Below are 26,365 nucleotides of genomic sequence, written 5' to 3' on the forward strand. Positions count from 1 at the left end.
ACGCGCATGACAACCCATACTTTCAAACCTGATATGCCACCGCCGGGCAAAGTGTTCGGCCCGATGGCGTGGATGCGGCAGAACCTTTTCTCCAGCTGGATCAACACGATCCTCACGCTGCTGTCGCTGTACCTGATCTACCTGATCGTCCCGCCGATGATCAGTTGGGCACTGCTGGATGCGAACTGGATCGGCACCACCAAGGAAGATTGCACCAAGGCTGGCGCCTGCTGGGTATTCATTCAGCAGCGTTTCGGCCAGTTCATGTATGGATACTTCCCCACCGAATTGCGCTGGAGGGTCGATCTGACCGCCATCCTCGCCATCGTGGGTGCTGCACCGCTGTTCATTTCGAAATTCCCACGCAAGGCCCTTTACGGTATCGCTTACCTGGTGATCTACCCGGTCGTTGCGTTCTACCTGCTGCACGGTGGCGCATTCGGTTTGAGCAACGTGCCGACCAGTCAGTGGGGCGGCCTGATGCTGACGCTGGTCATCGCCACGGTCGGTATCGCCGGTGCGCTGCCGCTGGGCATTCTGCTGGCACTGGGGCGTCGCTCCAACATGCCGGCGGTGCGTGTGGTGTGCGTGACCTTCATCGAGTTCTGGCGCGGCGTGCCGTTGATCACGGTGCTGTTCATGTCCTCGGTCATGCTGCCGCTGTTCATGCCTGAAGGGATGAACTTCGACAAGCTGCTGCGGGCGCTGATCGGCGTCATCCTGTTCCAGTCGGCCTACGTCGCCGAAGTGGTACGCGGTGGCATGCAGGCGATTCCAAAGGGTCAGTACGAAGCGGCCGCTGCCATGGGCCTGGGCTACTGGCGCAGCATGGGTCTGGTGATCCTGCCGCAGGCGTTGAAGATGGTTATTCCCGGCATCGTGAATACCTTCATCGCGCTGTTCAAGGACACCAGCCTTGTGATCATCATCGGCCTGTTCGACCTGCTCAACAGCGTCAAGCAAGCCACCGCCGACCCGTCATGGCTGGGTATGGCCACCGAAGGCTATGTCTTCGCGGCCCTGGTGTTCTGGATCTTCTGTTTCGGTATGTCCCGCTATTCCATGCACTTGGAACGTAAGCTGGACACAGGCCACAAGCGTTAGGAGTTTTGACATGAGTGAAGTTATCACCAAGCCTCTGGGCGCTGAAGGCATGATCCGCATGGAGGGCGTCCACAAGTGGTACGGCCAGTTCCATGTACTCAAGGACATCAACCTGAACGTGCGTCAGGGCGAGCGCATTGTGTTGTGCGGCCCGTCGGGCTCGGGCAAGTCGACCACCATTCGCTGCCTGAACCGTCTGGAAGAGCACCAGCAGGGCCGGATTATCGTCGACGGCACCGAGCTGACCTCGGACCTGAAGCAGATCGAAACCATCCGCCGTGAAGTCGGCATGGTGTTTCAGCATTTCAACCTGTTCCCGCACCTGACCATCCTGCAGAACTGCACGCTGGCACCGATGTGGGTTCGCAAAATGCCGAAGAAGAAAGCCGAAGAAATCGCCATGCATTACCTGGAGCGCGTACGCATTCCAGAGCAGGCGCACAAATTCCCGGGCCAGCTTTCCGGCGGTCAGCAGCAGCGTGTGGCGATTGCCCGTGCGCTGTGCATGAAGCCCAAGATCATGCTGTTCGACGAGCCGACCTCGGCACTCGACCCGGAAATGGTCAAGGAAGTACTCGACACCATGGTCGGTCTGGCGGAAGAAGGCATGACCATGCTGTGCGTGACCCACGAGATGGGCTTTGCCCGCACCGTGGCGAACCGGGTGATCTTCATGGACAAGGGTGAGATCGTCGAACAGGCTGCGCCGAACGACTTCTTCGACAACCCGCAAAGCGACCGTACCAAACTGTTCCTCAGCCAGATCATTCACTGAGTCACAGCTGCGACACAGAAAACCGGGCCTCGCGCCCGGTTTTTTCATTTTTGGCATCAGGCCTGGTTTGTATGCAATCTCGCCTGAACCTTGTATTCCACATCGTTCTCCAACAGGATACTTGCCCCCTGAAACGGGTCGACATACCTGATTGCCGAGAAATAGATGACTGCCAAGGCTCAACCCAGCCCCGACTCTGCCACTGCCCCGATTCCTCCGATCCTCAAGCGTCCCTGGCTGTTGCTGCTGGGTCTGGTGCTGGTGGCTCTTAACCTGCGCCCCGCGTTGTCCAGCATCGCGCCCTTGCTCAATAACGTGTCCGACAGCCTGGGTATGTCGGCTGCCGAAGCGGGCCTGCTGACCACCTTGCCGGTGCTGTGCCTGGGCCTGTTCGCACCGCTGGCACCGATTCTGGCACGCCGCTTTGGCAGTGAGCGGGTTGTTCTGGTGATTCTGCTGCTGCTCGCGTCGGGTCTGGCAGTGCGCAGTCTGTTCGGTGAATTCGGCCTGTTCACGGGGAGCCTGATGGCGGGCGCGAGCATCGGCATCATCGGCGTGCTGCTGCCGGGCATCGTCAAGCGCGACTTCCCGAAACAGGCGGGCGCCATGACCGGCGTCTACACCATGGCGCTGTGTCTGGGTGCGGCCATCGCAGCGGGCTCCACCGTGCCGCTGAGTCATTACTTCGATGACAGCTGGCAGATCGGTCTTGGGTTCTGGCTGATTCCAGCACTGATCGCTGCGCTGCTCTGGCTGCCGCAAGCCCGGGAAAAACACGGCACGCACCGTGATGTTTACCGGGTCAAAGGCTTGCTGCGTGATCGGCTGGCCTGGCAGGTGACGCTGTACATGGGGCTGCAGTCTTCGCTTTCCTACATCGTGTTTGGCTGGCTGCCGTCGATCCTGATCGGCCGCGGCATGACCCCGACCCAGGCCGGTCTGCTGCTGTCGGGTTCGATCATCGTGCAGGTCATCAGTGCCCTGAGCGCGCCCTGGCTGGCGACACGCGGCAAGGATCAGCGTCTGGCAATCATGCTGGTCATGTCGCTGACCCTCACCGGATTGTTCGGCTGCCTTTATGCGCCTCTGGAAGGTCTGTGGGGCTGGGCGATTCTGCTGGGGCTGGGGCAGGGCGGTACGTTCAGTCTTGCGCTGGCGTTGATCGTGTTGCGTTCACGGGATTCCCATGTGGCGTCCAATCTGTCGAGCATGGCGCAAGGTTTCGGCTACACCATCGCCTCGATGGGGCCGTTTGCGGTCGGCGTCGTGCACGACGTGACTGGCAACTGGAATGCGATAGGCTGGATCTTCGCCGTATTGGGTCTCGGCGCCATGATCGCGGGGATGGGCGCGGGTCGATCGTTGTACGTGCAGGTGAGCAGTGAGAAGGTCCAATAACCTTATTTGTTTGCCAAATGTTGGTAGCTCCCGACGCGTTTGCCGCTTATCGTGCACGCATCTTTTGCCAAGGGATCTGCACGCATGAGTTACGAAGAAGACAGTCAGGCCAACAGCGCTCTCATCACCCGCTTTTATGAAGCGTTCGCTCAGCTGGACGCCGAGGCGATGAGCGCCTGTTACACCGACGATGTGCTGTTCAGCGATCCGGTGTTCGGCGAGTTGCGTGGCCGTCAGGCAGGTGACATGTGGCGCATGCTCACGTCGCGTGCCAAGGACTTCTCGGTGGTGTTCGATCAGGTGCGTGCCGACGACCGTTCCGGGAGCGCCCACTGGGTGGCGACCTACCTGTTCAGCCAGACCGGGCGCACAGTGGTCAACGACATTCAGGCGCGCTTCGTGTTTCGCGACGGCCTGATCTGCGAGCACCATGACCATTTCGACCTGTGGCGCTGGTCGCGTCAGGCCCTGGGTGCAAAAGGCCTGCTGCTGGGCTGGACGCCGATGGTGCAGAACGCGATTCGCGGCCAGGCGCAGAAGGGGCTGAAAACCTTTACCGAGAGCCGCCGTGCCTGAGCCATGTGCAGTCGCTGCCGAGTCGATCAACAAGCCTCTGGTCTGCAAGCCCTGGTTCGTTTATCTCGTGCGCGCTGCCAATGGTTCGTTGTACTGCGGCATCAGCGATGATCCTGTCCGACGCTTTGCCGCTCATCAGAGCGGCAAGGGTGCACGCTTTTTCTGTTCAAGCCCGGCCGTGGCGCTGGTGTACGTCGAACAGCACGTCAGCAAGGGCGAAGCCCTGCGTCATGAGCGGCTGATCAAGAAGCTGCGCAAGACAGCCAAGGAAGTGCTGGCTGCCAGCTACAAGGGCGTGCCGGTTCAGGTATCGATCAATGAGCGTGATGTCGTGTCATCCACCTGAGGCGGTAGGCTGTCAGGGAGGTGCGGGGTAAGCTGTCTGCTTTCCACGCGCCCTGAGGCTGAACATGTCCGAGTTGATTCTTCACCATTACCCCACCTCGTTGTTTGCCGAAAAAGCTCGTCTGATGCTGGGTTTCAAGGGCCTTTCCTGGCGCTCTGTGACCATTCCATCGATCATGCCCAAACCTGACCTGACGGCGCTGACCGGCGGTTATCGCAGGACACCGGTGTTGCAGATCGGTGCGGATATCTATTGCGATACAGCCCTGATGGCGCGCCGTCTGGAACAGGAAAAGGCTTCCCCGACGTTCTACCCGGAAGGTCAGGAATTCACCGTCGCCAGCCTGGCCGCCTGGGGCGATTCGGTACTGTTCATGCACGCGGTGAGTCTGGTATTCCAGCCGGAATCGCTGGCCGTGCGCTTTGCCAAGGTCCCGCCCGAGGCCGCCAAGGCATTCGTTGCAGATCGTTCATCGCTGTTCACCGGCGGCAGTGCAACGCGCCTGAGTGCCGAGCAGGCCAAACACCAGTGGCCGACGCTTATGGCACGTCTGGAGTTGCAGTTGTCACGCAATGGCGACTTCCTGTTCGGTGAGCCTTCGATTGCCGATTTCAGCGTGGCGCACACCCTGTGGTTCCTCAGGCAGACGCCTGTGACGGCGCCGTTTGTGGATAACTACCCTGGGGTCAGTGCATGGCTTGGCCGCGTGCTCGGCTTTGGCCACGGCGCGCACAGCGACCTGACTTCGGCCGAAGCCATCGAGATCGCCAGAAATGCTACGCCAGCGGCGCTGCCCGACGAGGCGTTCGTTGACCCCAATGGCTTCAAGGCAGGCGATCAGGTGGCGATCTCCGCGACGGATTACGGTGTTGATAGCGTAGAGGGCGAGCTGGTGTTTGCGGGGACTGAGGAGTTGATCCTGCGCCGCGAGGATGATCGAGCCGGTGTGGTGCATGTGCACTTCCCGAGACTCGGGTTCAAGATCGAGAAGCGGTAAGCGGCAACTGATCGTTTCACGTCACTTTCGAGAGCGGACGCGGAGCGTCCTGGGCGGCGTTACCACGCAGGAGCGTGGGAACGATCAGGGTCTCAAGCATACCGATCGTGCCCATGCGGAGCATTGGCATGATCGGCATCTATTTCAGCGCTGCCAGTATGTCATCCGGTGCAAAGCCGCGAATAAGCGTCCCGTTGACGTCGATCAGCGGAATACCACGTCCGCCCAATGCTTCGTATGCCTTGCGGCCTTCCTCGGATTTTTCGATGTCGTATTCCTGATACGCAATACCCTTGCTGTCGAGAAAGCGACGGGTCTGTTTGCAGTAGCCGCACCACTCGGTGGCGTACATCACCACCTTCGCCTGGCTGTAGCTTTGCGCAACGCTCGCAGGCGGCGGATTGACGAAGTTCTCGATCCTGCCCCAGTTCTGATAGATCACCACCACCAGCATGATCAGGGCGACCTTCTTGAGCGTGCGCATCAGCATGTCGTTTACCGCCGCTTCAACTGGTCGGTCAGTTGGGTCGGCAGGCCTTTGATGATCAGTGTGCCAGCCGTTTCGTCGTACTCGATCTTGTCGCCCAGCAGGTGCGCTTCGAAACTGATCGACAGGCCTTCGGCACGGCCGGTGAAGCGGCGGAACTGGTTGAGGGTGCGCTTATCCGCCGGGATCTCCGGAGACAGGCCGTAGTCCTTGTTGCGGATGTGGTCGTAGAACGCTCGCGGACGCTCTTCATCGATCAGTTCGGACAGTTCTTCAAGACCCATCGGCTCGCCCATCTTGCTCTGGCTGCTGGCGTAGTCGACCAGGGTCTTGGTCTTCTCGCGAGCGGAGTCCTCGGGCAGGTCTTCGCTTTCGACGAAGTCACTGAAGGCCTTGAGCAGGGTGCGGGTTTCGCCTGGCCCGTCGACGCCTTCCTGACAGCCGATGAAATCGCGGAAGTACTCCGAAACCTTTTTGCCGTTCTTGCCCTTGATAAAGGAGATGTACTGCTTGGATTGCTTGTTGTTCTGCCATTCCGAGATGTTGATACGCGCCGCGAGATGCAACTGACCCAGATCCAGGTGACGCGACGGGGTCACGTCCAGCTCGTCATTCACGGCCACGCCTTCGCTGTGGTGCAGCAGGGCGATGGCCATGTAATCGGTCATGCCTTGCTGATAGTGAGCGAACAGAACGTGACCGCCGACCGACAGGTTGGACTCTTCCATCAGCTTCTGCAGGTGCTCCACGGCCACGCGGGAAAACGCGGTGAAGTCCTTGCCGCCATCCAGATATTCCTTCAGCCAGCCGCTGAAGGGGTGCGCCCCGGATTCGGCGTGGAACAGTCCCCATGCCTTGCCCTGTTTGGCGTTGTAGTTCTCGTTGAGGTCGGCCAGCATGTTCTCGATGGCCTGAGACTCAGCGAGTTCGGAGTCGCGTGCATGGAGAACAGCGGGCGTACCGTCGGGTTTCTTGTCGATCAGGTGGACGATGCAATGACGGATCGGCATGGGCTTCTCGGCTGAAAAAAGATGAAGAGCGTGCAGCTCGGTGCAAGGTCGTCAGTGTAACGCAGGCTTGGCTGCAATGGCCTCGAAGGGGCTGGTTTTCGCCGTACTGGCCCTGCAGCTGGTTAAATACTGCACAATTACTGTTAAAAGCTGACCAAAAGGATAGGTAGAGGCGGATATTTACCCGGCTCTGTGCTAGTTTTGCGCGGTCTTGCGCACCTTAGCGCGTCAAGCATGCAGATTGTGTACGCGTAGGCCGAACCAATATCCGGTTTCAGTATCTACATTTCGCGATTAATCGTGGCTGCTAGCGGGTGGCCAGGTTCATTGCCTGGCTACTGGCCGACGTTGCGCTCTGCAATCCAAATGAATTTGATAGGGAAGGAACACCACCATGGCTCTTACTAAAGACCAATTGATCGCCGATATCGCTGAAGCTATCGACGCGCCAAAAACCACAGCGCGTAATGCTCTTGAGCAATTGGGCCAAATTGTTGCCGACCAGTTGGAAAACGGCGCAGAAATCACCCTGCCAGGCATCGGCAAGCTGAAAGTCACCGAGCGTCCAGCTCGCACTGGCCGTAACCCTTCGACTGGCGCAGCCATCGAAATCGCTGCCAAGAAAGTCGTCAAGTTCGTACCAGCCAAAGTGCTGACCGACTCGATCAACAAGTAAGCACACGCTTGCTGTTGAAAAAGCCGTGCACCGGATAACCGGGCACGGCTTTTTTGTGGGCGTATGGAATGCATTGATCGTTCCCACTCCGCTCACACAAGTCCTTGTGAATGAATGATCGTGCCCATCGCTCCGCGTGGGCATGCCGCCCGTGACGCTCCGCGTCACAAATGGCACAGACTGCGGACTCAGTGAGCCGAGCGCATGGCTCAAGTCACCTTTTCGCCCCTCGGCGACTTACTTTGAGAGGCCAAAGTAAGCAAAGCCTTTTGCTCCGGTTCCGGCCCCGGCTTCGCCGGGGTTCCTTCGTCCTGACACTGATTCGGGGGTCGCTGCAAATGGGCCATCCATGGCCCAGTGCAGCTCAATCGGCATCCATGCCGATTGCCCCCCGAATCAGCGCCAGGACTCAGCCTTCACCCACGTCGCGTTCTGCGGTGTTCATGCCATCGCGCTACAAAAGCGCATCAGTGCCGCTGCCTCTGCGGATAGCCCGATGACTTGTGTGCAACGATGAGCGCTTTGCGTGGTAACGACGCCCAGGACGCTCCGCGTCCGCTCTTGCTATCCCACGCATTTCAAGCCGCAGGCAACACCGTCATTGCGAGGCAGTCGTCTGCCGCCATGCACTCTGCTGCGCCTTGTCCAGAAACGTCCAGGCCACAAAGCGGCTCTGTTTCTGCCCCTGACCCATCTCCACCACCCTGACCTCCAGCGCGCCGGCTTTCTTGAGGGCGCTTTGAATCGGCGGCAGGTTGGAAGCTTTGGATACCAGCGTACTGAACCACAGAACCTGAGTCGGGATCAGTGCGCTTTCCTGGATCAATTGAGTGACGAAGCGGATCTCGCCGCCTTCGCACCACAGCTCCTGGGACTGCCCTCCGAAATTGAGCACCGGCAGTTTGCGTTTCGGGTCGGCCTTGCCGAGTGCGCGCCACTTGCGCTGGCTGCCACGCTGCGCTTCTTCCAGCGAAGCGTGGAAGGGCGGGTTGCAGAGGCTCACGTCGAAGCGTTCGGCGCTGTCGAGCAGCCCTGAGAGTATGTGCTTGCGATTGGCCTGCAGGCGCACGCTGATGGCTTTGTGCAGGTTGTTGGCTTTGACGATGGTGGTCGCTGCCGCGATTGCCGTGCTGTCGATGTCCGACCCCACGAAGTGCCAGCCGTAGTCACTGTGTCCCAGCAACGGATAGATACAGTTGGCGCCGGTGCCGATGTCCAGCGCCTTCACGGAGGCGCCACGCGGGATTTCGCCGCCATTGCCCTCGGCCAGCAGGTCGGCCAGAAAATGCAGATAGTCCGCACGGCCCGGAATGGGCGGGCACAGGTAATCGGCCGGGATGTCCCAATGGGCGATGCCGTAGAACGCCTTCAGCAGCGCGCGGTTGAACACCCGCACGGCCTGCGGGTTGGCGAAGTCGATGCTTTCCTTGCCATAGGGATTGAGGATCACGAACTTCGCCAGCTCAGGGCTGGACTTGATCAGCTTGGGAAAGTCGTAATGCCCCTGATGCCGGTTGCGCGGGTGCAGCGTGGCTTTCTCGCGGGGTGGCGCAGGCTTGACGTTGCGCTGGGGCTTTTTGCGGGGAGGTTTGGGTTTTTCAGACGTGGTCATGGAGGGCGTTGCTCTGAGGATGCGGATGCCGAGTTCCGTAATAACGCGCTTGCCCGCGACCGCGTACGTTCAGCCAATGGTGCTCGACTGGCGTGATGCGGTCGCGGGCAAGCGCGCTGTTACAGATTCAGCTCAACCAGCCCTTTCAGGCTGGTGGCTTGCGTTTACAGACTGGCGATACGTGCGTGTTGCTCTGCCAGCTTGCCCAGCGCCTGTTCGGCTTCGGTCAGTTTGGCGCGTTCCTTGGCGATGACTTCAGGCGGCGCCTTGTCGACGAACGCGGCATTGGACAGCTTGCCGCCCACGCGTTGCACTTCGCCCTGCAGGCGCTGGATTTCCTTGTCCAGACGCGCAAGCTCTGCGCCCTTGTCGATCAGGCCGGCCATGGGCACCAGCACTTCCATGTCACCGACCAGCGCGGTCGCGGACAATGGTGCTTCGGCACCGTCGGTCAGCACGGTCATGGATTCCAGCTTGGCCAGTTTCCTGAGCAGGTAATCGTTCTCGCTCAGGCGACGCTGGTCTTCGGCGGTCACATTCTTGAGGAACAGCTGCAGGGGCTTGCCCGGACCGATGTTCATTTCCCCACGAATGTTACGCACGGCCAGCATCAGACCCTTGAGCCATTCGATGTCGTCTTCGGCGGCCTGATCGATGCGTGCTTCGTTGGCCACCGGCCACGCCTGCAGCATGATGGTCTTGCCTTCGACGCCTGCCAGCGGCGCAAGGCGCTGCCAGATTTCTTCGGTGATGAACGGCATGAACGGATGCGCCAGACGCAGCGCAACTTCCAGCACGCGCACCAGAGTGCGACGTGTGCCACGCTGACGCTCGACCGGTGCGGTTTCGTCCCACAACACAGGCTTGGACAATTCCAGGTACCAGTCGCAGTACTGGTTCCAGATGAACTCGTACAGCGCCTGCGCTGCGAGGTCGAAGCGGAACTGGTCGAGTTGACGGGTCACTTCGGCTTCGGTGCGTTGCAGCTGCGAAATGATCCAGCGATCCGCCAGAGACAGTTCGACGGCTTCGCCGTTCTGGCCGCAGTCCTCGCCCTTGTCGAGCACGTAGCGCGCCGCGTTCCAGATCTTGTTGCAGAAGTTGCGATAGCCTTCGACGCGGCCCATGTCGAACTTGATGTCGCGGCCGGTGGACGCCAGCGAACAGAAGGTGAAACGCAGGGCATCAGTGCCGTAGCTGGCGATGCCGTCGGCGAACTCCTGACGGGTCTGCTTCTCGATCTTCCTGGCCAGTTGTGGCTGCATCAGGCCGCTGGTGCGTTTCTGCACCAAAGTTTCCAGATCAATGCCGTCAACGATGTCCAGCGGGTCCAGGACGTTGCCCTTGGACTTGGACATCTTCTGGCCTTGGCCATCACGCACCAGACCGTGCACATAGACGGTCTTGAACGGCACTTGCGGCGTGCCGTCCTCGTTTTTCACCAGGTGCATGGTGAGCATGATCATCCGGGCGACCCAGAAGAAAATGATGTCGAAACCGGTGACCAGCACGTCGGTGGAGTGGAAGGTTTTCAGCGCTTCGGTCTTTTCCGGCCAGCCAAGCGTGGAGAAGGTCCACAGGCCCGAACTGAACCAGGTGTCGAGAACGTCGTTGTCCTGCTGCAGCGCAACGTCCGGCCCCAGATTGTGCTTGGCACGTACTTCGGCTTCGTCGCGGCCGACATAGACCTTGCCCGACTCGTCGTACCAGGCCGGAATGCGATGGCCCCACCAGAGTTGACGGCTGATGCACCAGTCCTGAATGTCGCGCATCCACGAGAAGTACATGTTTTCGTACTGCTTGGGCACGAAGGCGATGCGGCCGTCTTCGACCGCAGCGATGGCAGGCTCGGCCAGTGGCTTGGTGGACACGTACCACTGATCGGTCAGCCACGGCTCGATGATGGTGCCGGAGCGGTCGCCTTTCGGGACCTTCAGGGCGTGATCGTCAACGCTGACCAGCAGGCCTGCGGCGTCGAAGGCAGCCACAATGCGCTTGCGGGCTTCGAAGCGGTCCAGACCTGCGTATTCGGCAGGCAGGGTGCCGTCGACCGTGTCGTTCAGCGTGCCGTCGAGGTTGAACACCTGAGCGGCAGGCAGCACGGCGGCGTTCTTGTCGAAGATGTTCAGCAGCGGCAGGTTGTGACGCTTGCCGACTTCATAGTCGTTGAAATCGTGGGCCGGTGTGATCTTCACGCAACCGGTACCGAATTCAGGGTCGCAATAATCGTCGGCAATGATCGGAATGCGACGGCCTACCAAAGGCAGTTCCACGAACTTGCCGATCAGCGCCTTGTAACGCTCGTCCTGCGGATTGACCGCGACGGCAGCGTCACCGAGCATGGTTTCCGGGCGCGTGGTGGCGACGATCAGGTAGTCCAGACCTTCAGCGGTCTTTGCGCCGTCGGCGAGCGGGTAGCGCAGGTTCCACAGATTGCCTTTCTCGTCGTGGTTTTCCACTTCAAGGTCAGAGATGGCGGTGTGCAGCTTGGTGTCCCAGTTGACCAGACGCTTGCCGCGATAGATCAGGCCGTCTTCGTGAAGGCGCACGAAGGCTTCTTTTACGGCCTCGGACAGGCCGTCATCCATGGTGAAGCGCTCGCGGCTCCAGTCAACGGACGAGCCCAGGCGACGGATCTGACGGCTGATGTTGCCACCGGATTCGGCTTTCCACTCCCAGATCTTGTCCAGAAACTTCTCGCGGCCGATGTCATGACGGCTCACACCCTGGGCTTCGAGACGACGCTCAACCAGCATTTGCGTGGCGATACCGGCATGGTCGGTGCCCGGCTGCCACAGGGTATTGCGACCCTGCATGCGACGGAAACGGATCAGGGCATCCATGATCGCGTTATTGAAGCCGTGGCCCATGTGCAGACTGCCGGTGACGTTCGGCGGCGGGATCATGATTGTGTACGAGTCACCCGCGCCTTGAGGAGCGAAGTAGTTCTCGGACTCCCAGGTCTGGTACCAGGAAGTTTCGATGGCGTGCGGCTGGTAAGTCTTGTCCATGCGCGGCGGGAACCTGTGGCATTGATTCGGAAACCGGCAAGTATAGCCCTGTGGGCAAGGGACAAGCCACAGCGCCGGGCGACTGGTTGACTGCGTCCCTCGCAGAACTGCCAGTTAACAGCGGGTAGGCGAGGGGGAATAATCAGGTTTTCAGCCTCTGACCGAAGGGTCTTTGCCGCCATGAACGATGCGCTCGAAACCACACGCATACTGTGTCGATACCGCTATGACGCGCTGGATCGTCTTGCCATTGTCGACCCGGGGGCTCAAGACTCAGTGTTGCGCTTCTATCAAAAGAGTCGTTTGACGGTCGAGATACAAGGCGCGGTGCGCCGCCGCATCTTTCAAAGCGGAGACCATTTGTTGGCTGAGCACAGCATGGAGGGTTCCGCTTCACGAGTGGATATGCTCGGGACTGACGTACAGCGCAGCGTGCTGCATGCTGTGACGGCGCAGGAGCGTCAGTCGCTGGTCTACAGCCCTTACGGCCATCGCTTGCAAGGCACGAAGGTGTCGGGCTTCAACGGGGAGCGTGCTGATCCGGTGACCGGGCATTATTTGCTGGGTAATGGTTATCGAGCGTTCAATCCGGTCCTGATGCGTTTCAATCAGCCGGATACGCTAAGCCCGTTTGGGAGGGGCGGCTTGAACGCTTATGCCTATTGTTTGGGGGATCCGGTTAACGTGAGGGATCCGAGTGGGCATATTCCCGTAGCGGCGGCTTTTTCGACGCTTTCTCCATTTGAGCGACTGCCAGCTGCGGTATTGGAGCAGGTGTTCAAAAAACTGCCTGGAAAAGATCTGGTCAGTCTCAGTAGGACGTCAAAGTGGATGAGTGGGAGTGTATCGGGGATCACAGAAGTGCCTAAAATCAATATCAGCGACTCAACGACACTGCAAAAAATTCATGGAGAACTAAAAGGTGAGGCGTTGGGGGTTCTGCCTGCCAAGCTCAAGAGCGATTCCGTTTACAGAGTACAGTTTGGATACGCTGCGAAGGCTGGCGACAAGAGAATGGTTGCCCAATTTGAAGAGGCTCTTGAACAACGGCAATTACTCGTTGATCGTGTCACGGGCAGGAAGGGTGCAAGTTATTTCGAATTTGAGGCTCAACTTGCACGTGACCGGCGTATTTACGCCGATAACCCCGCTAATCTGCGAGGTATTGATAAGGCCGCCAGAGACTATCGCACTTTGGATGCCCGCGCGAACTCGCTGATCCATCAGCGTGCAGATCAAGGGCGATTGGTAGACGAGATTCGCCGCAATCTTAATTATTGAGAGCAACGCCCTTGAGCACGCCCAAACGATGTCCCGGGTCACGATCTCACTTCTGCTGCTGCGCCAACAACCGCTCCAGTCTCGCCTCAAGCCGACGCTTGATCTCAGTCTCGATGTGCGGCGCGAAGTCGTCGATCACGTCCTGCAGAATCAGCTGTGCAGCGGAACGAAGCTCGGCATCCAGATGCAGCAGGGCGTCCGGATTGGGCAATGCTTCGATGGGTGCAGGTGCCTGAAGCAGTGGCGCGACAGGTTGTTCTGTAACCACGGGCGTATCCGCAGTCAGCGTCGGGATGTGCGCTTCGTCGAAATCGTCGTCGTCATGCGAACTCGAATTTCTGTTTCCGACCACGTCGAACAATAAGGGAATCTGTCCTTCGCGGTGGACGGTATCGGTCAGCAGCGGTGGCTGCAGGGAGTCGTCGCCGAGCAGCTGACGGATCGACTCGAGGTCGTCCAGCAAGTGCGCGGATTCAGCTTTTTTTGAAGTATCCATCGTGTCCTCAAAGACGCTGCAGTCGGTGATCCTGCGGAGGATAGCCCTGTTCGCGGTAAGAACGGAAACTCTCACGTGCGGCAAGACGTATGGCCGGGTCCTCGACAACCACTTCCGCCACACGGGCGAAGCGTTTGAAGAAGGGCGGGATGCGCAGGTCCAGATTGATCAGCAGGTCTTCATGTGTGCCAGCGTCATCGCCCAGACCCATGACTACAGGTGCATCGTGATCGCTCTCGGCATTGCCGTGGGGCAGAAAGACTTCGCCCCGGAAACGCCAGAGACGGGCATCGAGGTCCTCACGTTGCGCCGCATCGCTGCAGTGCAGGTAGACCTTGTGACCCAGACGCCAGGCTTTTTCAGTGAGCTTGCAGGCGAAATCCAGACGAGCTGCCGGATCCGGGCTGGGAAGAATGTAGAAATCGACTTGGGTCATGTCTGTTCCGCAAGGTGTGGCGTATCGATCATTGATCGATACGCCACAGCGCTTTGCTTAAGCCCCGACGCGGTCGAGCAGGTACTGGGTCAGCAAGGGAACAGGACGGCCGGTGGCGCCTTTTTCCTTGCCGCCGCTCAGCCATGCCGTGCCGGCGATGTCCAGGTGAGCCCAGTCATACGCCTTGGTGAAGCGCGACAGGAAGCAGGCCGCGGTGATGGTGCCGCCTTTCGGGCCACCGATGTTGGCGATGTCGGCAAACGGGCTGTCCAGTTGTTCCTGGTACTCGTCGAACAGCGGCAATTGCCAGGCGCGATCGTCAGCCAGTTTGCCCGCGTCGAGCAGTTGGTTGATCAGCGTGTCGTTGTTGCCCAGCAGGCCGGAGGTGTGGCCACCCAGTGCAACCACGCAGGCGCCGGTCAGGGTCGCGATGTCGATCACGGCCTGCGGCTTGAAGCGTTCGGCATAGGTCAGCGCGTCGCACAGCACCAGACGGCCTTCGGCGTCAGTGTTGAGGATTTCGACAGTCTGGCCGCTCATGGTGGTCACGATGTCGCCCGGACGGGTTGCGGTGCCGCTCGGCATGTTCTCGGCGCAGGCCAGGATGCAGACCAGATTGATCGGCAGCTTCAGTTCCAGTACGGCGCGCAGGGTGCCGAACACACTGGCGGCGCCACACATGTCGAACTTCATCTCGTCCATGCCGGCCGCCGGCTTGATGCTGATGCCGCCGGTGTCGAAGGTGATGCCTTTACCGACCAGCACGAACGGTTTATCGCTTTTCTTGCCGCCCTGGTAGTTCATGACGATCAGACGCGGTGGCTGGGCGCTGCCCTGTGCCACGGCCAGGAACGAGCCCATGCCCAGTTCGGCGAGTTTCTTCTCGTCGTGGACTTCCACTTTCAGATTCTTGTGTGCCTTGCCCAGCGCTTTGGCTTCTTCGCCCAGGTAGGTCGGATGGCAGATGTTCGGTGGCAGGTTGCCCAGATCACGGGTCAGGGCCATGCCAGTGGCGATTGCCTGAGCGTGGTTGGCGGCGCGCTCGACATCGGCCACACTGACCTTGGCGGTCAGCAGGGTGATTTTCTTCAGCGCGCGGACTTCGGCTTTCTGGGTCTTGAAGCGGTCGAATACGTATTCGCCGTCAGCCAGGGCCTCGACCAGCAGGCGAGCCTTGCCATAGGTGTCGCGATTTTTCACCGACAGATCGTCCAGAACCAGCGTCGCATCGGTGCCGCCCAGACCCTTGAGGGTCGAAAGCACGCTGCCAGCGATTTTCTTGAGCTGGCGATCGGTCAGTTCGGCTTCCTTGCCGACGCCGACCAGCAGCACGCGTTCGGCTTTCAGGTTCGGCAGGTTGTGCAGCAGCAGGCTCTGGCCGACCTTGCCTGCCAGATCGCCGCGTTTGAGAACGGCTGCGATGGCACCGCCGCTGAGGGTATCGATGTTCTGTGCGGCATTGCCCAGCACACGGTTCTCACTCACGGTGACAACCAGCGTTGCGGTCTTCAAGGTTTCTGGGCTTACGCTTTTAACAACCAATTCCATGTGGGGTCCCCGGCTGAGCGATGAGATTCGCTATACGAATAAGGTACGCGGCATGACGGCGGTCTTTTCAAGGACAATGCCTGCGACAAGTCTCGCAGTTTGACCCCGGCGCATGACTGCTGACAACCCCGTAAGGCCGCTTGTCGACTGTGTCTGTACGAACTATCCCGAGTGCGCAGTGACAGAAACGTACATTCACAGGATAATGCCGCATATTTTTGGGTGGCCTGCGTTTCTGCGGGCGTGAATATCCGGTTGCCGTGGCTCACAATTTTCCTTGTTTGGCTGCCTGAGCCTGACAACTCTGGAGTGTCTGGTTTGATTGTCTTTCGTTATCTGTCCCGAGAAGTGCTGGTTACCCTGAGCGCAGTCAGTGCTGTGCTGTTGGTCATCATCATGAGCGGACGCTTCATCAAATACCTGGCCCAGGCCGCCTCTGGCGCACTGGATCCGGGTGTGCTGTTCATGATCATGGGCTTCCGCCTGCCAGGGTTCCTGCAGCTGATTCTGCCTCTGGGGCTGTTTCTGGGCATCCTGCTGGCCTACGGTCGCCTGTACCTGGAAAGCGAGATGACGGTGCTTGCCGCCACCGGCATGAGTCAGCAGCGTCTGCTGGCCATCACCATGGCCCCGGCTGCACTGGTTGCGCTTCTGGTGGCCTGGCTGAGTTTCAGCCTTGCACCCCAGGGCGCGACGCAATTCTCGCTGCTGATCAACAAGCAGGACGCCATGACCGAGTTCGACACGCTGGTGCCGGGCCGTTTTCAGGCGCTGCGTGACGGGACGCGTATCACCTACACCCAGGAAATGACGGAAGACCGCTCCGAACTGAGCGGGGTCTTCATCTCCGAAAAACGGATGTCCACGGACAAGAGCAAGGACCGTGGTATTACGGTTCTGGTGGCCGAGAAGGGGCGTCAGGAAGTGCGGCCCGATGGCAGTCGCTTTCTGATTCTGGAAAACGGCTACCGTTACGACGGTAATCCGGGCCAGGCCGATTATCGTGCCATCAAGTACGACACTTACGGCGCACAGCTGCCCAAGCCGGATATCAGTAACGATGTCAGTGATCGTGAAGCGATTCCCAGCGGCGAACTTTTCGGCAATGACACGCCACGATATGTCGCCGAGCTGCAGTGGCGCATCTCGCTGCCGATTCTGGTCTTCATCGTGACCCTGATGGCTGTGCCGCTGGCTCGGGTGAACCCGCGTCAGGGCCGTTATCTGAAATTGTTGCCCGCGATTCTGCTGTACATGTCTTACCTGACCATCCTCATCGCAGTCCGCGGTGCGCTGGAGAAGGGCAAGCTGCCGCTGGCGCTTGGCATGTGGTGGGTCCACGGTCTGTTCCTGGTGATCGGTCTGGGGCTGTTCTACTGGGAGCCCTTGAGGCTGAAGATGGCGAGTCGCCATAGCGTTGCGGGGGTGGCTCGTGGTTAAGCTCGATAGGTACATCGGTAAAAGCGTTTTCATGGCGATCCTCGCGGTACTGGGGATCATTCTGGGGCTCGCTTCGTTATTCGCGTTCATCGACGAGATGGGCGATATCTCGGACAGCTATACGCTGATGGATGCCAGCAGCTTCGTGTTGCTGACCGCGCCACGACGTGTCTACGACATGCTGCCGATGGCGGCACTGATCGGCTGTCTGATCGGTCTGGGCAGTCTGGCCAGCAGCAGCGAGCTGACCATCATGCGGGCGGCAGGTGTTTCCGTCGGCCGTATCGTGTGGGCGGTCATGAAACCCATGCTGTTCCTGATGGTGGCTGGTGTGCTGGTAGGCGAATATGTAGCGCCTTACGCCGAGAATCAGGCTCAGGCCAATCGTTCGCTGGCACAGGGCACGGGCGACTCGCAGAGCGCCAAACACGGTCTGTGGCATCGTCAGGGTGACGAATTCATCCACATCAACACGGTCCAGCCCAACGGCTTGATGTATGGCGTGACGCGCTACCGTTTCGACGACCAGCGTCACATGCTGACCGCAAGCTTCGCCCGTCAGGCCAACTTCAAGACGGATTACTGGGAGTTGAGCGACGTCGCCACCACTTATTTCCGTGAAGGCAAGACCGAGGTCGTCAATACGCCGATCGAGCGCTGGGACGTTGCCCTGAGCCCGCAGTTGCTGAGCACGGTGGTCATGCCGCCGGAGTCGCTTTCGATCACTGGTCTGTGGAGCTATTCGCACTATCTGGCTGATCAGGGCTTGAGCAACGGCCGTTACTGGCTGGCGTTCTGGACCAAGGTGTTGCAGCCGTTCGTGACCGTGGCGCTGGTGCTGATGGCGATCTCGTTCATCTTCGGTCCGCTGCGTTCGGTCACGCTCGGTCAGCGTGTGTTCACGGGTGTACTGGTGGGCTTCACGTTCCGCATCGTGCAGGACCTGCTGGGGCCGTCCAGTCTGGTGTTTGGCTTCCCGCCATTGCTGGCGGTGCTGGTTCCGGCAACGGCCTGTGCCATCGCCGGTCTGTGGTTGCTGCGCCGCGCCGGTTGACGATCCGCTGCATCGAAAAAGCCGACGCGATGTCGGCTTTTTTTGTGGGCGATTGTTTTTACCTGCGTCTGGGGATCCGCACCAGCCGGGTGCCGGAGAAGCGGTCATGCCAGGTCAGACGCTGTTTGTCATACAGGCTCCAGATGAAACCGAGCCCGACGCACAGCCAGGACACAATCGCGCTGAAAAAGCGCAGCAACGCCTGCATCAGGGAAATGGCGGTACCGTCAGCGTTCTGTACGCGTATGCCCCAGACCTGCATGCCGAGGGTCTGACCCGCGTACGTCCAGAACTTCGCGAAAAAGGCGAACGTTACCACCAGCAGAAGTGACGAAAGCAGCGGATCGCCATCCAGTGCGCCAGATTCTGACAATTCGCGCAGGCGCGCTTCGCCGATAAAGGCCATCTGCGCCAGCTTGTAGAGGAATGTTGTAATGAGTTGCAGTGCGAGGATGAGCAGGGCGTCGTAACTGATGGCAGCCAGACGGCGAGGCAGGCTTGCAGGTGGGAAATCGCCCTGTGGCCGGAGTACGTGTCGGGGCATGTGGCGGCTCTCGATCACGATGATTGTCGCGACTTGACCTGCAAAAAAGCCTCTGACATTGCTGCCAGAGGCTTTCGGGTTTCGCTTAGCCTTCGGCTTGGACTTCGTCAGCCTGCATGCCTTTCTGACCTTGCACTGCGACGAAGGTGACTTTCTGGCCTTCTTTCAGGCTTTTGAAGCCGTTACCCTGAATCGCGCGGAAATGTACGAACAGATCCGGACCGCTTTCTGGAGTGATAAAACCAAAACCCTTTTCGTCGTTGAACCACTTGACGGTACCGCTCTGACGTGTGGACATTTGCTTATTTCCTTGACGCTTGAATTGATGACAGTCCCTTTCACATGAAAGAGTACTGGGGCTGGTTGCAGGAAGTAAGAAACGTAGAGCGGGATGTAGCAAACCTAGAGCTACTGCCCAGGTCCCGATTCAGCGACCTATGCAAACACAGTTCAGAAACTCTACGCCAAGTCTCGTTACAAAAACAAGCCCCCGCTTGACACCCTGTTTGCAGGGGGTTGAAGCCTGCAGGGCACTGTTTCCCTGAATCAGTGCAGTAAATGTTTTGCAGCGTTTTTCTGCACTTCGTCGGTGCATTTCCGAGCCATCCAGACAGTCGTGCGCACCCCCGAAAGAGGGTGCGTAAACAGTGCCTGATACACTTTTTATAGTGGCTGTCTTTTGACGCCTGCATTTAGCCGCGGAAGTAACGCTGTGCAACAAAAGGCATTTTTGCGACGAGCATCGGAATCTTCTTGCCGCGCACCATCGCCCAGACAGGGGTGTCCAGGGCAGTGTATCGGCTGTCGAGATAGGCCATGGCCAACGGACCGCCCAGGCTCGGGCCGAAACCACCACTGCAGACTGTACCGATCACAGTGTCCTCTGCATCGACAATGTGTGTGCCTTCGCGCACCGGCGTGCGTTCCTGCGGCACCAGGCCGACACGTTTTTTGTCTACCCCGGCTTGCTGTTGGGCGAAAATCTGCTCCGCGCCCGGGAAACCCCCTGCGCGAGCGCCGTCAGCACGGCGGACCTTGGAGATGGCCCACAGCAGACTGGCCTCAATGGGTGATGTGTCGGTGTTCATGTCGTGCCCGTAAAGGCACAGACCGGCTTCCAGACGCAGCGAGTCGCGTGCGCCGAGGCCGATGGGTGCAACTTCGGGCTCTTCCAGAAGGCGACGGGCCAAGGCTTCCGCCTTGTCGGAAGGCACCGAGATTTCATAACCGTCTTCGCCGGTATAACCCGAGCGACTGACGTAGCACGTCACACCCATCAACTTGACGGTGGCGAACTGCATGAAGGTCATGGTCGCCACTTCAGGGGCCAGTCGTGCCAATACTGTCACCGCCGCAGGGCCTTGCAGGGCGAGCAGGGCGCGCTCTTCGAACAGGGGTTCGATCTTGCAGTGACCGGCCAGGTGTTCGCACAGATGAGCGAGGTCCTGATCCTTGCAGGCGGCGTTGACCACCAGCATCAGTTGTTCGTTGCCCAGGTTGGCGACCATCAGGTCATCAAGAATGCCACCGGTTTCACTGGTGAACATTGCGTAGCGCTGCATGCCGACCGGCAGGCCGACGATGTCTACGGGGACGAGGGTTTCCAGCGCCTTGGCGGCATCGGCACCGGTGAGGCGAATCTGTCCCATGTGCGATACATCGAACAGACCGGCCTGAGCGCGGGTGTGCAAGTGTTCCTTCATGACGCCTGCCGGGTATTGCACCGGCATGTCGTAACCGGCGAACGGCACCATCTTTGCGCCCAGTTCACGGTGCAAAGCGTGCAGCGGAGTAGTCAGCAGGGATTCTGTGGACATGTTCGATTCCTTGTAGAACGGGCCGTGCGGGACAACACAGCCCGTCAGTGCGGGCAGTGTGTGGGCATGAGTGATCAGGCTTGCTGATAACTCTCGATGGACGGGCAGGCGCAGACCAGATTGCGGTCACCGAATACATTGTCCACGCGGCCAACCGGTGGCCAGTACTTGTTTTCGATCAGCGAGGCAACCGGGTAAACCGCCTGTTCGCGGCTATAGGGATGCGTCCACTGACCGACGATTTCGGCGGCGGTGTGCGGGGCGTTCTTCAGCGGATTGTCGTCCTTGTCCAGCGTACCGTTTTCCACTGCGCGGATTTCTTCGCGGATCTTGATCATGGCGTCGCAGAAGCGGTCCAGCTCTTCGCGGGATTCGCTTTCGGTCGGCTCGATCATCAACGTGCCGGCCACCGGGAACGACATGGTCGGGGCGTGGAAGCCGAAGTCGATCAGGCGCTTGGCGACGTCATCGACGCTGATGCCGCTGCTGTCCTTGATAGGACGCAGGTCCAGGATGCACTCGTGCGCGACCAGGCCGTTGCTGCCGGTGTAGAGCACCGGATAATGATCTTCCAGACGGCGGGAAATGTAGTTGGCGTTGAGGATCGCCAGTTGCGAGGCGCGCTTGAGGCCTTCGCCGCCCATCATGCGGATGTACATCCAGGTGATCGGCAGGATGCTGGCGCTGCCGAACGGCGCTGCGCAGACCGCGCCTTCCTTGCGTTCCATGCGAGCGTGGCCCGGCATGAAGGGCGCGAGGTGGGATTTCACGCCGATCGGGCCGACGCCCGGACCGCCGCCGCCGTGCGGGATGCAGAAGGTCTTGTGCAGGTTCAGGTGCGAGACGTCACCGCCGAACTTGCCCGGAGCGCAGAGGCCGACCATGGCGTTCATGTTGGCGCCGTCGATATACACCTGGCCGCCATTGTCATGAACGATGCTGCAGATCTCGCGAATACCTTCCTCGAACACGCCGTGGGTGGACGGGTAGGTGATCATCAGCGCGGCCAACTGGTCGCGGTGTTGCAACGCCTTGGCGCGCAGGTCTTCGATGTCCACGTTGCCGCGTGCATCGCAAGCCGTCACCACCACGCGCATCCCTGCCATGTTGGCAGTTGCAGGGTTGGTGCCGTGAGCCGAGGACGGGATCAGGCAGATGTCGCGGTGTTCATCGCCGCGGCTCTGGTGATAGGCGCGAATCGCCAGCAGGCCGGCGTATTCGCCCTGCGAACCGGCATTGGGCTGCAGCGAGATGGCATCGTAGCCGGTCGCCGCGCAGAGCATCGCTTCCAGCTCGTCGGTCAGTTGCTGATAACCCGCGCTCTGTTCGGCAGGTGCGAACGGGTGCAGGTTGCCGAACTCGGCCCAGGTGACCGGGATCATTTCGCTGGCGGCGTTGAGTTTCATGGTGCACGAGCCCAGTGGGATCATGGTGCGGTCCAGTGCCAGATCCTTGTCGGCCAGCTTGCGCAGGTAGCGCATCAGCTCGGTTTCCGAGTGATAACGGTTGAACACCGGGTGGCTGAGGATAGCCGATTGACGTGTCAGCGCAGCAGGCAGGCGCGGCTGGACATTGGCCGACAGCTCGGCGAAGTCCGGCACGCTCTGGCCGTCAGTCGCGAAAATCGACCACAGCGTTTCAACGGCGGACGGCGAGGTGGTTTCGTCGAACGACAGGCCCAGGTGTGAATCGGTGATTTCGCGCAGATTGATGTGCTGGGCACGGGCCGCAGTGTGCAGGGCAGCGGTTTTGCTACCGGTCTGCACGGTCAGGCTGTCGAAAAAGTATTCCTGCTCGATCTTGTAGCCCAACTGCTTCAGGCCGTCGGCGAAAATTGCGGTCAGGTGATGCACACGGTTGGCGATCTGCGTCAGGCCGCGCGGTCCGTGGTAAACGGCGTACATGCTGGCGATATTGGCCAGCAGCACTTGCGCAGTGCAGATGTTGCTGGTGGCTTTCTCGCGGCGGATATGTTGCTCGCGGGTCTGCATGGCCAGACGCAGGGCCTGTTTGCCATGACGGTCCACCGACACGCCGACCAGACGGCCCGGCATGTCACGCTTGAAGGCATCGCGAGTCGAAAAGTAGGCGGCATGCGGACCGCCGAAGCCCAGCGGCACGCCGAAGCGTTGTGCGGTGCCGATGGCCACGTCCGCGCCGAACTCGCCCGGAGGCGTCAGCAAGGTCAGGGCCAGCAGGTCAGCGGCGACGGCGACCAGTGCATTGGCGGCGTGGAAGCGCTCGACCAGCTCACGGTAGTCGAACACGTCACCATTGCTGGCCGGGTATTGCAGCAGAGCGCCGAAGTAGTCGCTCACGTCACCCAGTTCCGCTTCATCCGCCACGACAACGGTGATGCCCAGCGGCTCGGCACGGGTGCGCAGCACGTCGAGGGTCTGCGGATGGCAGTGGCTGGAAGCGAAGAATTGCCGGCTGCCCTTGTTCTTGCTCAGGCGTTTGCAGAAGGTCATGGCTTCGGCAGCAGCGGTGGCTTCGTCCAGCAGCGAGGCGTTGGCAATCGGCAGGCCGGTGAGGTCACTGATCAGGGTCTGGAAATTGAGCAGCGACTCCAGACGACCCTGGGAGATTTCTGGCTGATACGGCGTGTAGGCGGTGTACCAGGCCGGGTTTTCCAGCAGGTTGCGCAGGATCGGTGCGGGCGTGTGGGTGTTGTAGTAACCCTGGCCGATGTAGGTCTTGAACAGCTGGTTCTTGCTGGCGATGGCCTTGATCGAGGCCAGTGCGTCGGCTTCGCTTTGCCCGGCTGGCAGGTTGAGGACGCTGGTGCCCTTGATGCTCTCGGGGATCACGCTTTCGCTCAGCGCTTCGATGGAATCGAAACCCAGGATTTGCAGCATGGCTTGCTCGTCGTCGGCGCGCGGGCCGATGTGGCGAGCGATGAATTCGTTGGCGGTGCTCAGTTGAATACGGTCAGTCATGGCTCGCTCCTCAGGCTTCGGCGTTGGCTTTGATCAGGCGGTCGTAGGCGTCCTGATTCATCAGGCCGTGGATGGCGGTGGCGTCTTGCGGAATGAAGCGGAAGAACCAGCCGGCGCCGAGGGCGTCTTCGTTGACCAGTTCCGGCGTGGCGTCGAGGGCCGAATTGACATCGACCACCTCACCGTCCAGCGGCATGTTGATGCTGCTTGCGGCTTTTACCGATTCCACGACCGACACTTCGGCGTGTTGAGTGTAGGCCTGCAGTTCCGGGAGCTGTACGAATACCACATCCCCTAGCGATTCCTGTGCATAGGGTGTGATACCGACCGTGACACTGCCATCGTCTTCGGCACGCAGCCATTCGTGATCGACAGTGAAGCGCAACTCGCTCATAAAAACTCCTCGGGACAGATTCTCGCGCTGGGCGCGACGTTATCCCTGAAGCAAAGCAATATCGTTGCCACTTTGTGTTTGTCTTTTTGAATCAATGGTTAAGGCGTTTTGTGATCGTCCTTGAAATCAGCAGGTGTAGCGAAATCGCTACAGTCACTGCGTTCCAGAAAAATCCCTGCCGATCAAGGCCTTGATTGCACAGGGTCAGCCCATTCTGGAATGAAATCATTACAATGGAATGATTTCATTACGAAAGATGCCTGCCTGACGGTTGTCCTCTGCAACAGTCGATTTTCCGTTATGCAGGCACACCCTGACGCGACCGCAAATAGAGTTCGAGTTCGTCCAGCGGCAACGGTTTGCTGACCAGATAGCCTTGAATCTGATCGCAGTGGTTCTCGGTCAGGAAGGCTCGTTGCTCGGGCGTTTCAACACCTTCTGCAATAACTTTCAGGTCCAGGCTGTGCGCCAGCTCGATGATCGCTCGGGCAATGGCGGCGTCCTGCGGGTTGCTGGTCACTTCACGGATGAAGGCGATATCGATTTTGAGCTTGTCGATGGGGAACCGGCGCAGGTAAGCCAGGCTCGAGTAGCCTGTGCCGAAGTCATCGATGGAAATTCTCACGCCCATGTTCTTGAGGGTTTGCAAGGTCGTGATGGTGTGCGAAGTGTTCTCCATCAGCGAACTTTCCGTCAATTCGACTTCAAGCCACCGTGGATCAATCTGATGACGCTCAAGGGACTGACTGATGTCGGCAATGAGGCCGCTGCCCTCGATCTGCTGGCCGGAGACGTTCACCGCTACCTGAAACGATCCCAGTCCTGAACGTTGCCACAGGGCAATCTGGGCGCAGACGCTGTCGATCATCCAGCTGCCCACTTCACTGATCAGCGTTAGGCTTTCCAGCACCGGGACGAACACGGCGGGCGATATCCTGGGTTGATCCGGGCGCGGCCAGCGCAGCAGGGCTTCAAGTCCGCAGATGCTGCCGTCTTCCAGGCTGACCTTGGGCTGGTAGGCGATTTCGAAAGCGCGTTGCTGGACGGCCTCACGCAGTGCGTTTTCAAGGTCCAGACGCTCCGAGACCTCGGTGTTCATCTGGGCGGTGTAGAACCGATAGCCATCCACCCCTTTCTTCTTGGCGTTGTTCATCGCCGTGTAAGCGTGGCGCACCAGTTCACGGGCGTCCTCGCCGTCCTCGGGGAACAGCGCGACGCCGATACTGGCGGTCATCACCACCCGCTGGTCTTCGATCTGGAAGGGCGTGCGCAAGGTGGTGCGGATGCGCTCCAGTATCTGGTGAGTATCGGCCTGACCTTCGCGGATCATCAGAATCAGCGCGAATTCGTCGCCGTCCACCCTGCCCAGCGTGTCACTGGCATTCAGGCACCGCGCCAGACGTTTGCTGACTTCGAGCAGGGTCTGATCACCGAGCACGTGGCCCCAGGTTTCGTTGATGTTCTTGAAGCCGTCCAGGTTGACGGTCATCACCGCCAGCTTCCAGCGGCTGACGGCGGCCTGGGTCAGACCCATCTGCAGGCTGGTGTAAAACAGGTCGCGGTTGGGCAGGCCGGTCAGGCTGTCGTAGTGAGCCATTTTCAGCAGACGCTGATCGGACTCCTTGCGCCGGGTGATGTCGTGCACGATGCCGACGATGATCCAGTCGTCGCCCGCCTGGTAGGCCTGGCGGTGGATCTCGACCGACACATCCCGACCGCTCTTGTCGCGGATCAGGGTTTCCAGTGGTTCGCTCGGGCCATTGCCGGCGATGATCTGGTCATAGACCACTTCCAGCTGTTCCATGGAACTCTCGCCCAGTTCCGCAGGTGTCTTGCGCTGCAACTCGTCGGCGGTATACCCCAGCAACTGGCAGGCCCGCCGATTGAATTCGATCAGGCTCATGGTGTTGCGGTTGATGAGGAAAATCGCATCGTCCGAGGCGTCCATCACCGAGCGAAAGCGCTCCAGGTCAATGGTCCGTTGCTGCAACTGATCCTCGAGGATCAGGTTGTGGTCTTTCATGTAGTCGCCGAACGATTTGAGCCGCAGCAGGTTGCGCACCCGTAGCCACAGCTCGCCGCTGTCCACCGGTTTGTTGAGATATTCTTCTGCGCCCGCCTCCAGCCCGGAAATGCGCGCGCTGCGCTCGTCGAGTGCCGACAGCATGATGATCGGGATATTGGAAGTGGTCTTCCCGGACTTTAGCCGACTGGCCACTTCATAGCCGTCCATGCCGGGCATCATGATGTCCAGCAGGATCAGGTCAGGTGCATGCTTCTCGATCATCTCCAGCGCCTGCTCGCCGGACTCCGCCGTCTGCGTCCGATAGTGCTGATTCTGCAGGAGCACTTCCAGCAGATCGCGTACATGGACGTCGTCATCGACAATCAATATCGTTGCGTTGGTTTCGGGCATGACGAGTA

23 protein-coding genes are annotated in these 26,365 nt (G+C 59.7%); 10 read left to right on the forward strand and 13 right to left on the reverse strand.

All coding sequences use genetic code 11. From position 1 onward, the window contains the following. Nucleotides 1-6 precede the first annotated feature (6 nt). The 6 genes from AC0IXS_RS20335 to AC0IXS_RS20360 all read left to right on the forward strand — a co-directional run bounded on the left by AC0IXS_RS20335 (nucleotide 7) and on the right by AC0IXS_RS20360 (nucleotide 5,196). The gene (locus AC0IXS_RS20335; protein WP_004886199.1) at nucleotides 7-1,104 is read left to right on the forward strand and encodes an amino acid ABC transporter permease; all 1,098 of its coding nucleotides are present in this window, start codon (nucleotides 7-9) and stop codon (nucleotides 1,102-1,104) included. 10 nt (nucleotides 1,105-1,114) lie between these two features. Next, entirely contained in the window at nucleotides 1,115-1,879 is a 765-nt protein-coding gene (locus tag AC0IXS_RS20340) for an amino acid ABC transporter ATP-binding protein (RefSeq protein WP_004886196.1), read from the forward strand. Between the two features lie 165 nt (nucleotides 1,880-2,044). Beyond that, complete coding sequence (locus tag AC0IXS_RS20345; protein WP_057409284.1) at nucleotides 2,045-3,277, forward strand: MFS transporter; 1,233 nt, start codon at nucleotides 2,045-2,047, stop codon at nucleotides 3,275-3,277. Nucleotides 3,278-3,361: 84 nt separating this feature from the next. Beyond that, nucleotides 3,362-3,853: a nuclear transport factor 2 family protein gene (locus AC0IXS_RS20350; RefSeq protein WP_004886192.1), complete on the forward strand. Its 492-nt coding sequence runs from the start codon at nucleotides 3,362-3,364 to the stop codon at nucleotides 3,851-3,853. Further along, entirely contained in the window at nucleotides 3,846-4,199 is a 354-nt protein-coding gene (locus AC0IXS_RS20355; protein ID WP_057409285.1) for a GIY-YIG nuclease family protein, read from the forward strand. The genes AC0IXS_RS20350 and AC0IXS_RS20355 overlap by 8 nt, the downstream gene beginning before the upstream one ends. Nucleotides 4,200-4,263: 64 nt before the next feature. Beyond that, entirely contained in the window at nucleotides 4,264-5,196 is a 933-nt protein-coding gene (locus tag AC0IXS_RS20360; RefSeq protein ID WP_057409286.1) for a glutathione S-transferase family protein, read from the forward strand. 139 nt (nucleotides 5,197-5,335) lie between these two features. Here AC0IXS_RS20360 and AC0IXS_RS20365 read toward each other — a convergent pair whose 3' ends face one another. Continuing rightward, nucleotides 5,336-5,686 carry a glutaredoxin family protein gene (locus tag AC0IXS_RS20365; RefSeq protein ID WP_029241555.1) on the reverse strand — a complete coding sequence of 117 codons (351 nt, stop codon included), beginning with the start codon at nucleotides 5,684-5,686 and terminating at the stop codon, nucleotides 5,336-5,338. Nucleotides 5,687-5,691: 5 nt separating this feature from the next. Further along, on the reverse strand, nucleotides 5,692-6,693 hold the full coding sequence (gene yejK / locus AC0IXS_RS20370) for a nucleoid-associated protein YejK (RefSeq protein WP_025994651.1): 1,002 nt from the start codon (nucleotides 6,691-6,693) through the stop codon (nucleotides 5,692-5,694). A 394-nt stretch (nucleotides 6,694-7,087) separates the two neighbouring features. On the opposite strand from yejK, the gene AC0IXS_RS20375 reads away from it, so the two are divergent. Beyond that, complete coding sequence (locus AC0IXS_RS20375; protein ID WP_004882926.1) at nucleotides 7,088-7,369, forward strand: HU family DNA-binding protein; 282 nt, start codon at nucleotides 7,088-7,090, stop codon at nucleotides 7,367-7,369. Nucleotides 7,370-7,967: 598 nt separating this feature from the next. Here the strand turns inward: AC0IXS_RS20375 and rlmF are convergent. Further along, nucleotides 7,968-8,981, reverse strand: coding sequence for a 23S rRNA (adenine(1618)-N(6))-methyltransferase RlmF (gene rlmF / locus AC0IXS_RS20380; protein ID WP_025994652.1), 1,014 nt, complete (start codon nucleotides 8,979-8,981; stop codon nucleotides 7,968-7,970). 164 nt (nucleotides 8,982-9,145) lie between these two features. Beyond that, on the reverse strand, nucleotides 9,146-11,992 hold the full coding sequence (locus tag AC0IXS_RS20385) for a valine--tRNA ligase (RefSeq protein WP_057409288.1): 2,847 nt from the start codon (nucleotides 11,990-11,992) through the stop codon (nucleotides 9,146-9,148). A gap of 180 nt (nucleotides 11,993-12,172) precedes the next feature. Between AC0IXS_RS20385 and AC0IXS_RS20390 the strand changes: the two genes are divergently transcribed. Continuing rightward, complete coding sequence (locus tag AC0IXS_RS20390; protein ID WP_057409289.1) at nucleotides 12,173-13,273, forward strand: RHS repeat-associated core domain-containing protein; 1,101 nt, start codon at nucleotides 12,173-12,175, stop codon at nucleotides 13,271-13,273. Nucleotides 13,274-13,319: 46 nt separating this feature from the next. Here the strand turns inward: AC0IXS_RS20390 and AC0IXS_RS20395 are convergent, their stop codons facing one another. Genes AC0IXS_RS20395 through AC0IXS_RS20405 form a run of 3 tightly spaced genes read right to left on the reverse strand, consistent with a single transcriptional unit; the run spans nucleotide 13,320 to nucleotide 15,753 of the window. Then, complete coding sequence (locus AC0IXS_RS20395; RefSeq protein ID WP_057409290.1) at nucleotides 13,320-13,769, reverse strand: hypothetical protein; 450 nt, start codon at nucleotides 13,767-13,769, stop codon at nucleotides 13,320-13,322. 7 nt (nucleotides 13,770-13,776) lie between these two features. Beyond that, nucleotides 13,777-14,205: a DNA polymerase III subunit chi gene (locus AC0IXS_RS20400; protein WP_004887984.1), complete on the reverse strand. Its 429-nt coding sequence runs from the start codon at nucleotides 14,203-14,205 to the stop codon at nucleotides 13,777-13,779. 57 nt (nucleotides 14,206-14,262) lie between these two features. After that, nucleotides 14,263-15,753: a leucyl aminopeptidase gene (locus AC0IXS_RS20405; protein WP_471825539.1), complete on the reverse strand. Its 1,491-nt coding sequence runs from the start codon at nucleotides 15,751-15,753 to the stop codon at nucleotides 14,263-14,265. Nucleotides 15,754-16,071: 318 nt separating this feature from the next. Between AC0IXS_RS20405 and lptF the strand changes: the two genes are divergently transcribed. Next, complete coding sequence (gene lptF / locus AC0IXS_RS20410) at nucleotides 16,072-17,193, forward strand: LPS export ABC transporter permease LptF (RefSeq protein WP_122669199.1); 1,122 nt, start codon at nucleotides 16,072-16,074, stop codon at nucleotides 17,191-17,193. Continuing rightward, nucleotides 17,186-18,247: an LPS export ABC transporter permease LptG gene (gene lptG / locus AC0IXS_RS20415; RefSeq protein ID WP_025994659.1), complete on the forward strand. Its 1,062-nt coding sequence runs from the start codon at nucleotides 17,186-17,188 to the stop codon at nucleotides 18,245-18,247. The genes lptF and lptG overlap by 8 nt, the downstream gene beginning before the upstream one ends. Before the next feature lie 58 nt (nucleotides 18,248-18,305). On the opposite strand, the gene AC0IXS_RS20420 is transcribed toward lptG, so the two are convergent. The 6 genes from AC0IXS_RS20420 to AC0IXS_RS20445 form a co-directional block, all read right to left on the reverse strand. Next, nucleotides 18,306-18,791 carry an RDD family protein gene (locus AC0IXS_RS20420; protein WP_449117262.1) on the reverse strand — a complete coding sequence of 162 codons (486 nt, stop codon included), beginning with the start codon at nucleotides 18,789-18,791 and terminating at the stop codon, nucleotides 18,306-18,308. 85 nt (nucleotides 18,792-18,876) lie between these two features. Beyond that, the gene (locus AC0IXS_RS20425; protein WP_003237709.1) at nucleotides 18,877-19,089 is read right to left on the reverse strand and encodes a cold-shock protein; all 213 of its coding nucleotides are present in this window, start codon (nucleotides 19,087-19,089) and stop codon (nucleotides 18,877-18,879) included. Between the two features lie 394 nt (nucleotides 19,090-19,483). Further along, nucleotides 19,484-20,608: a glycine cleavage system aminomethyltransferase GcvT gene (gcvT, locus tag AC0IXS_RS20430; RefSeq protein WP_471825542.1), complete on the reverse strand. Its 1,125-nt coding sequence runs from the start codon at nucleotides 20,606-20,608 to the stop codon at nucleotides 19,484-19,486. A gap of 74 nt (nucleotides 20,609-20,682) precedes the next feature. After that, the gene (gene gcvP, locus AC0IXS_RS20435) at nucleotides 20,683-23,547 is read right to left on the reverse strand and encodes an aminomethyl-transferring glycine dehydrogenase (protein ID WP_471825544.1); all 2,865 of its coding nucleotides are present in this window, start codon (nucleotides 23,545-23,547) and stop codon (nucleotides 20,683-20,685) included. A 10-nt stretch (nucleotides 23,548-23,557) separates the two neighbouring features. Next, entirely contained in the window at nucleotides 23,558-23,941 is a 384-nt protein-coding gene (gcvH, locus tag AC0IXS_RS20440) for a glycine cleavage system protein GcvH (RefSeq protein ID WP_191957193.1), read from the reverse strand. Nucleotides 23,942-24,239: 298 nt separating this feature from the next. Next, on the reverse strand, nucleotides 24,240-26,357 hold the full coding sequence (locus tag AC0IXS_RS20445) for an EAL domain-containing response regulator (protein ID WP_471825546.1): 2,118 nt from the start codon (nucleotides 26,355-26,357) through the stop codon (nucleotides 24,240-24,242). Between the last annotated feature and the right edge of the window lie 8 nt (nucleotides 26,358-26,365).

Source organism: Pseudomonas sp. AC016, assembly GCF_979253365.1.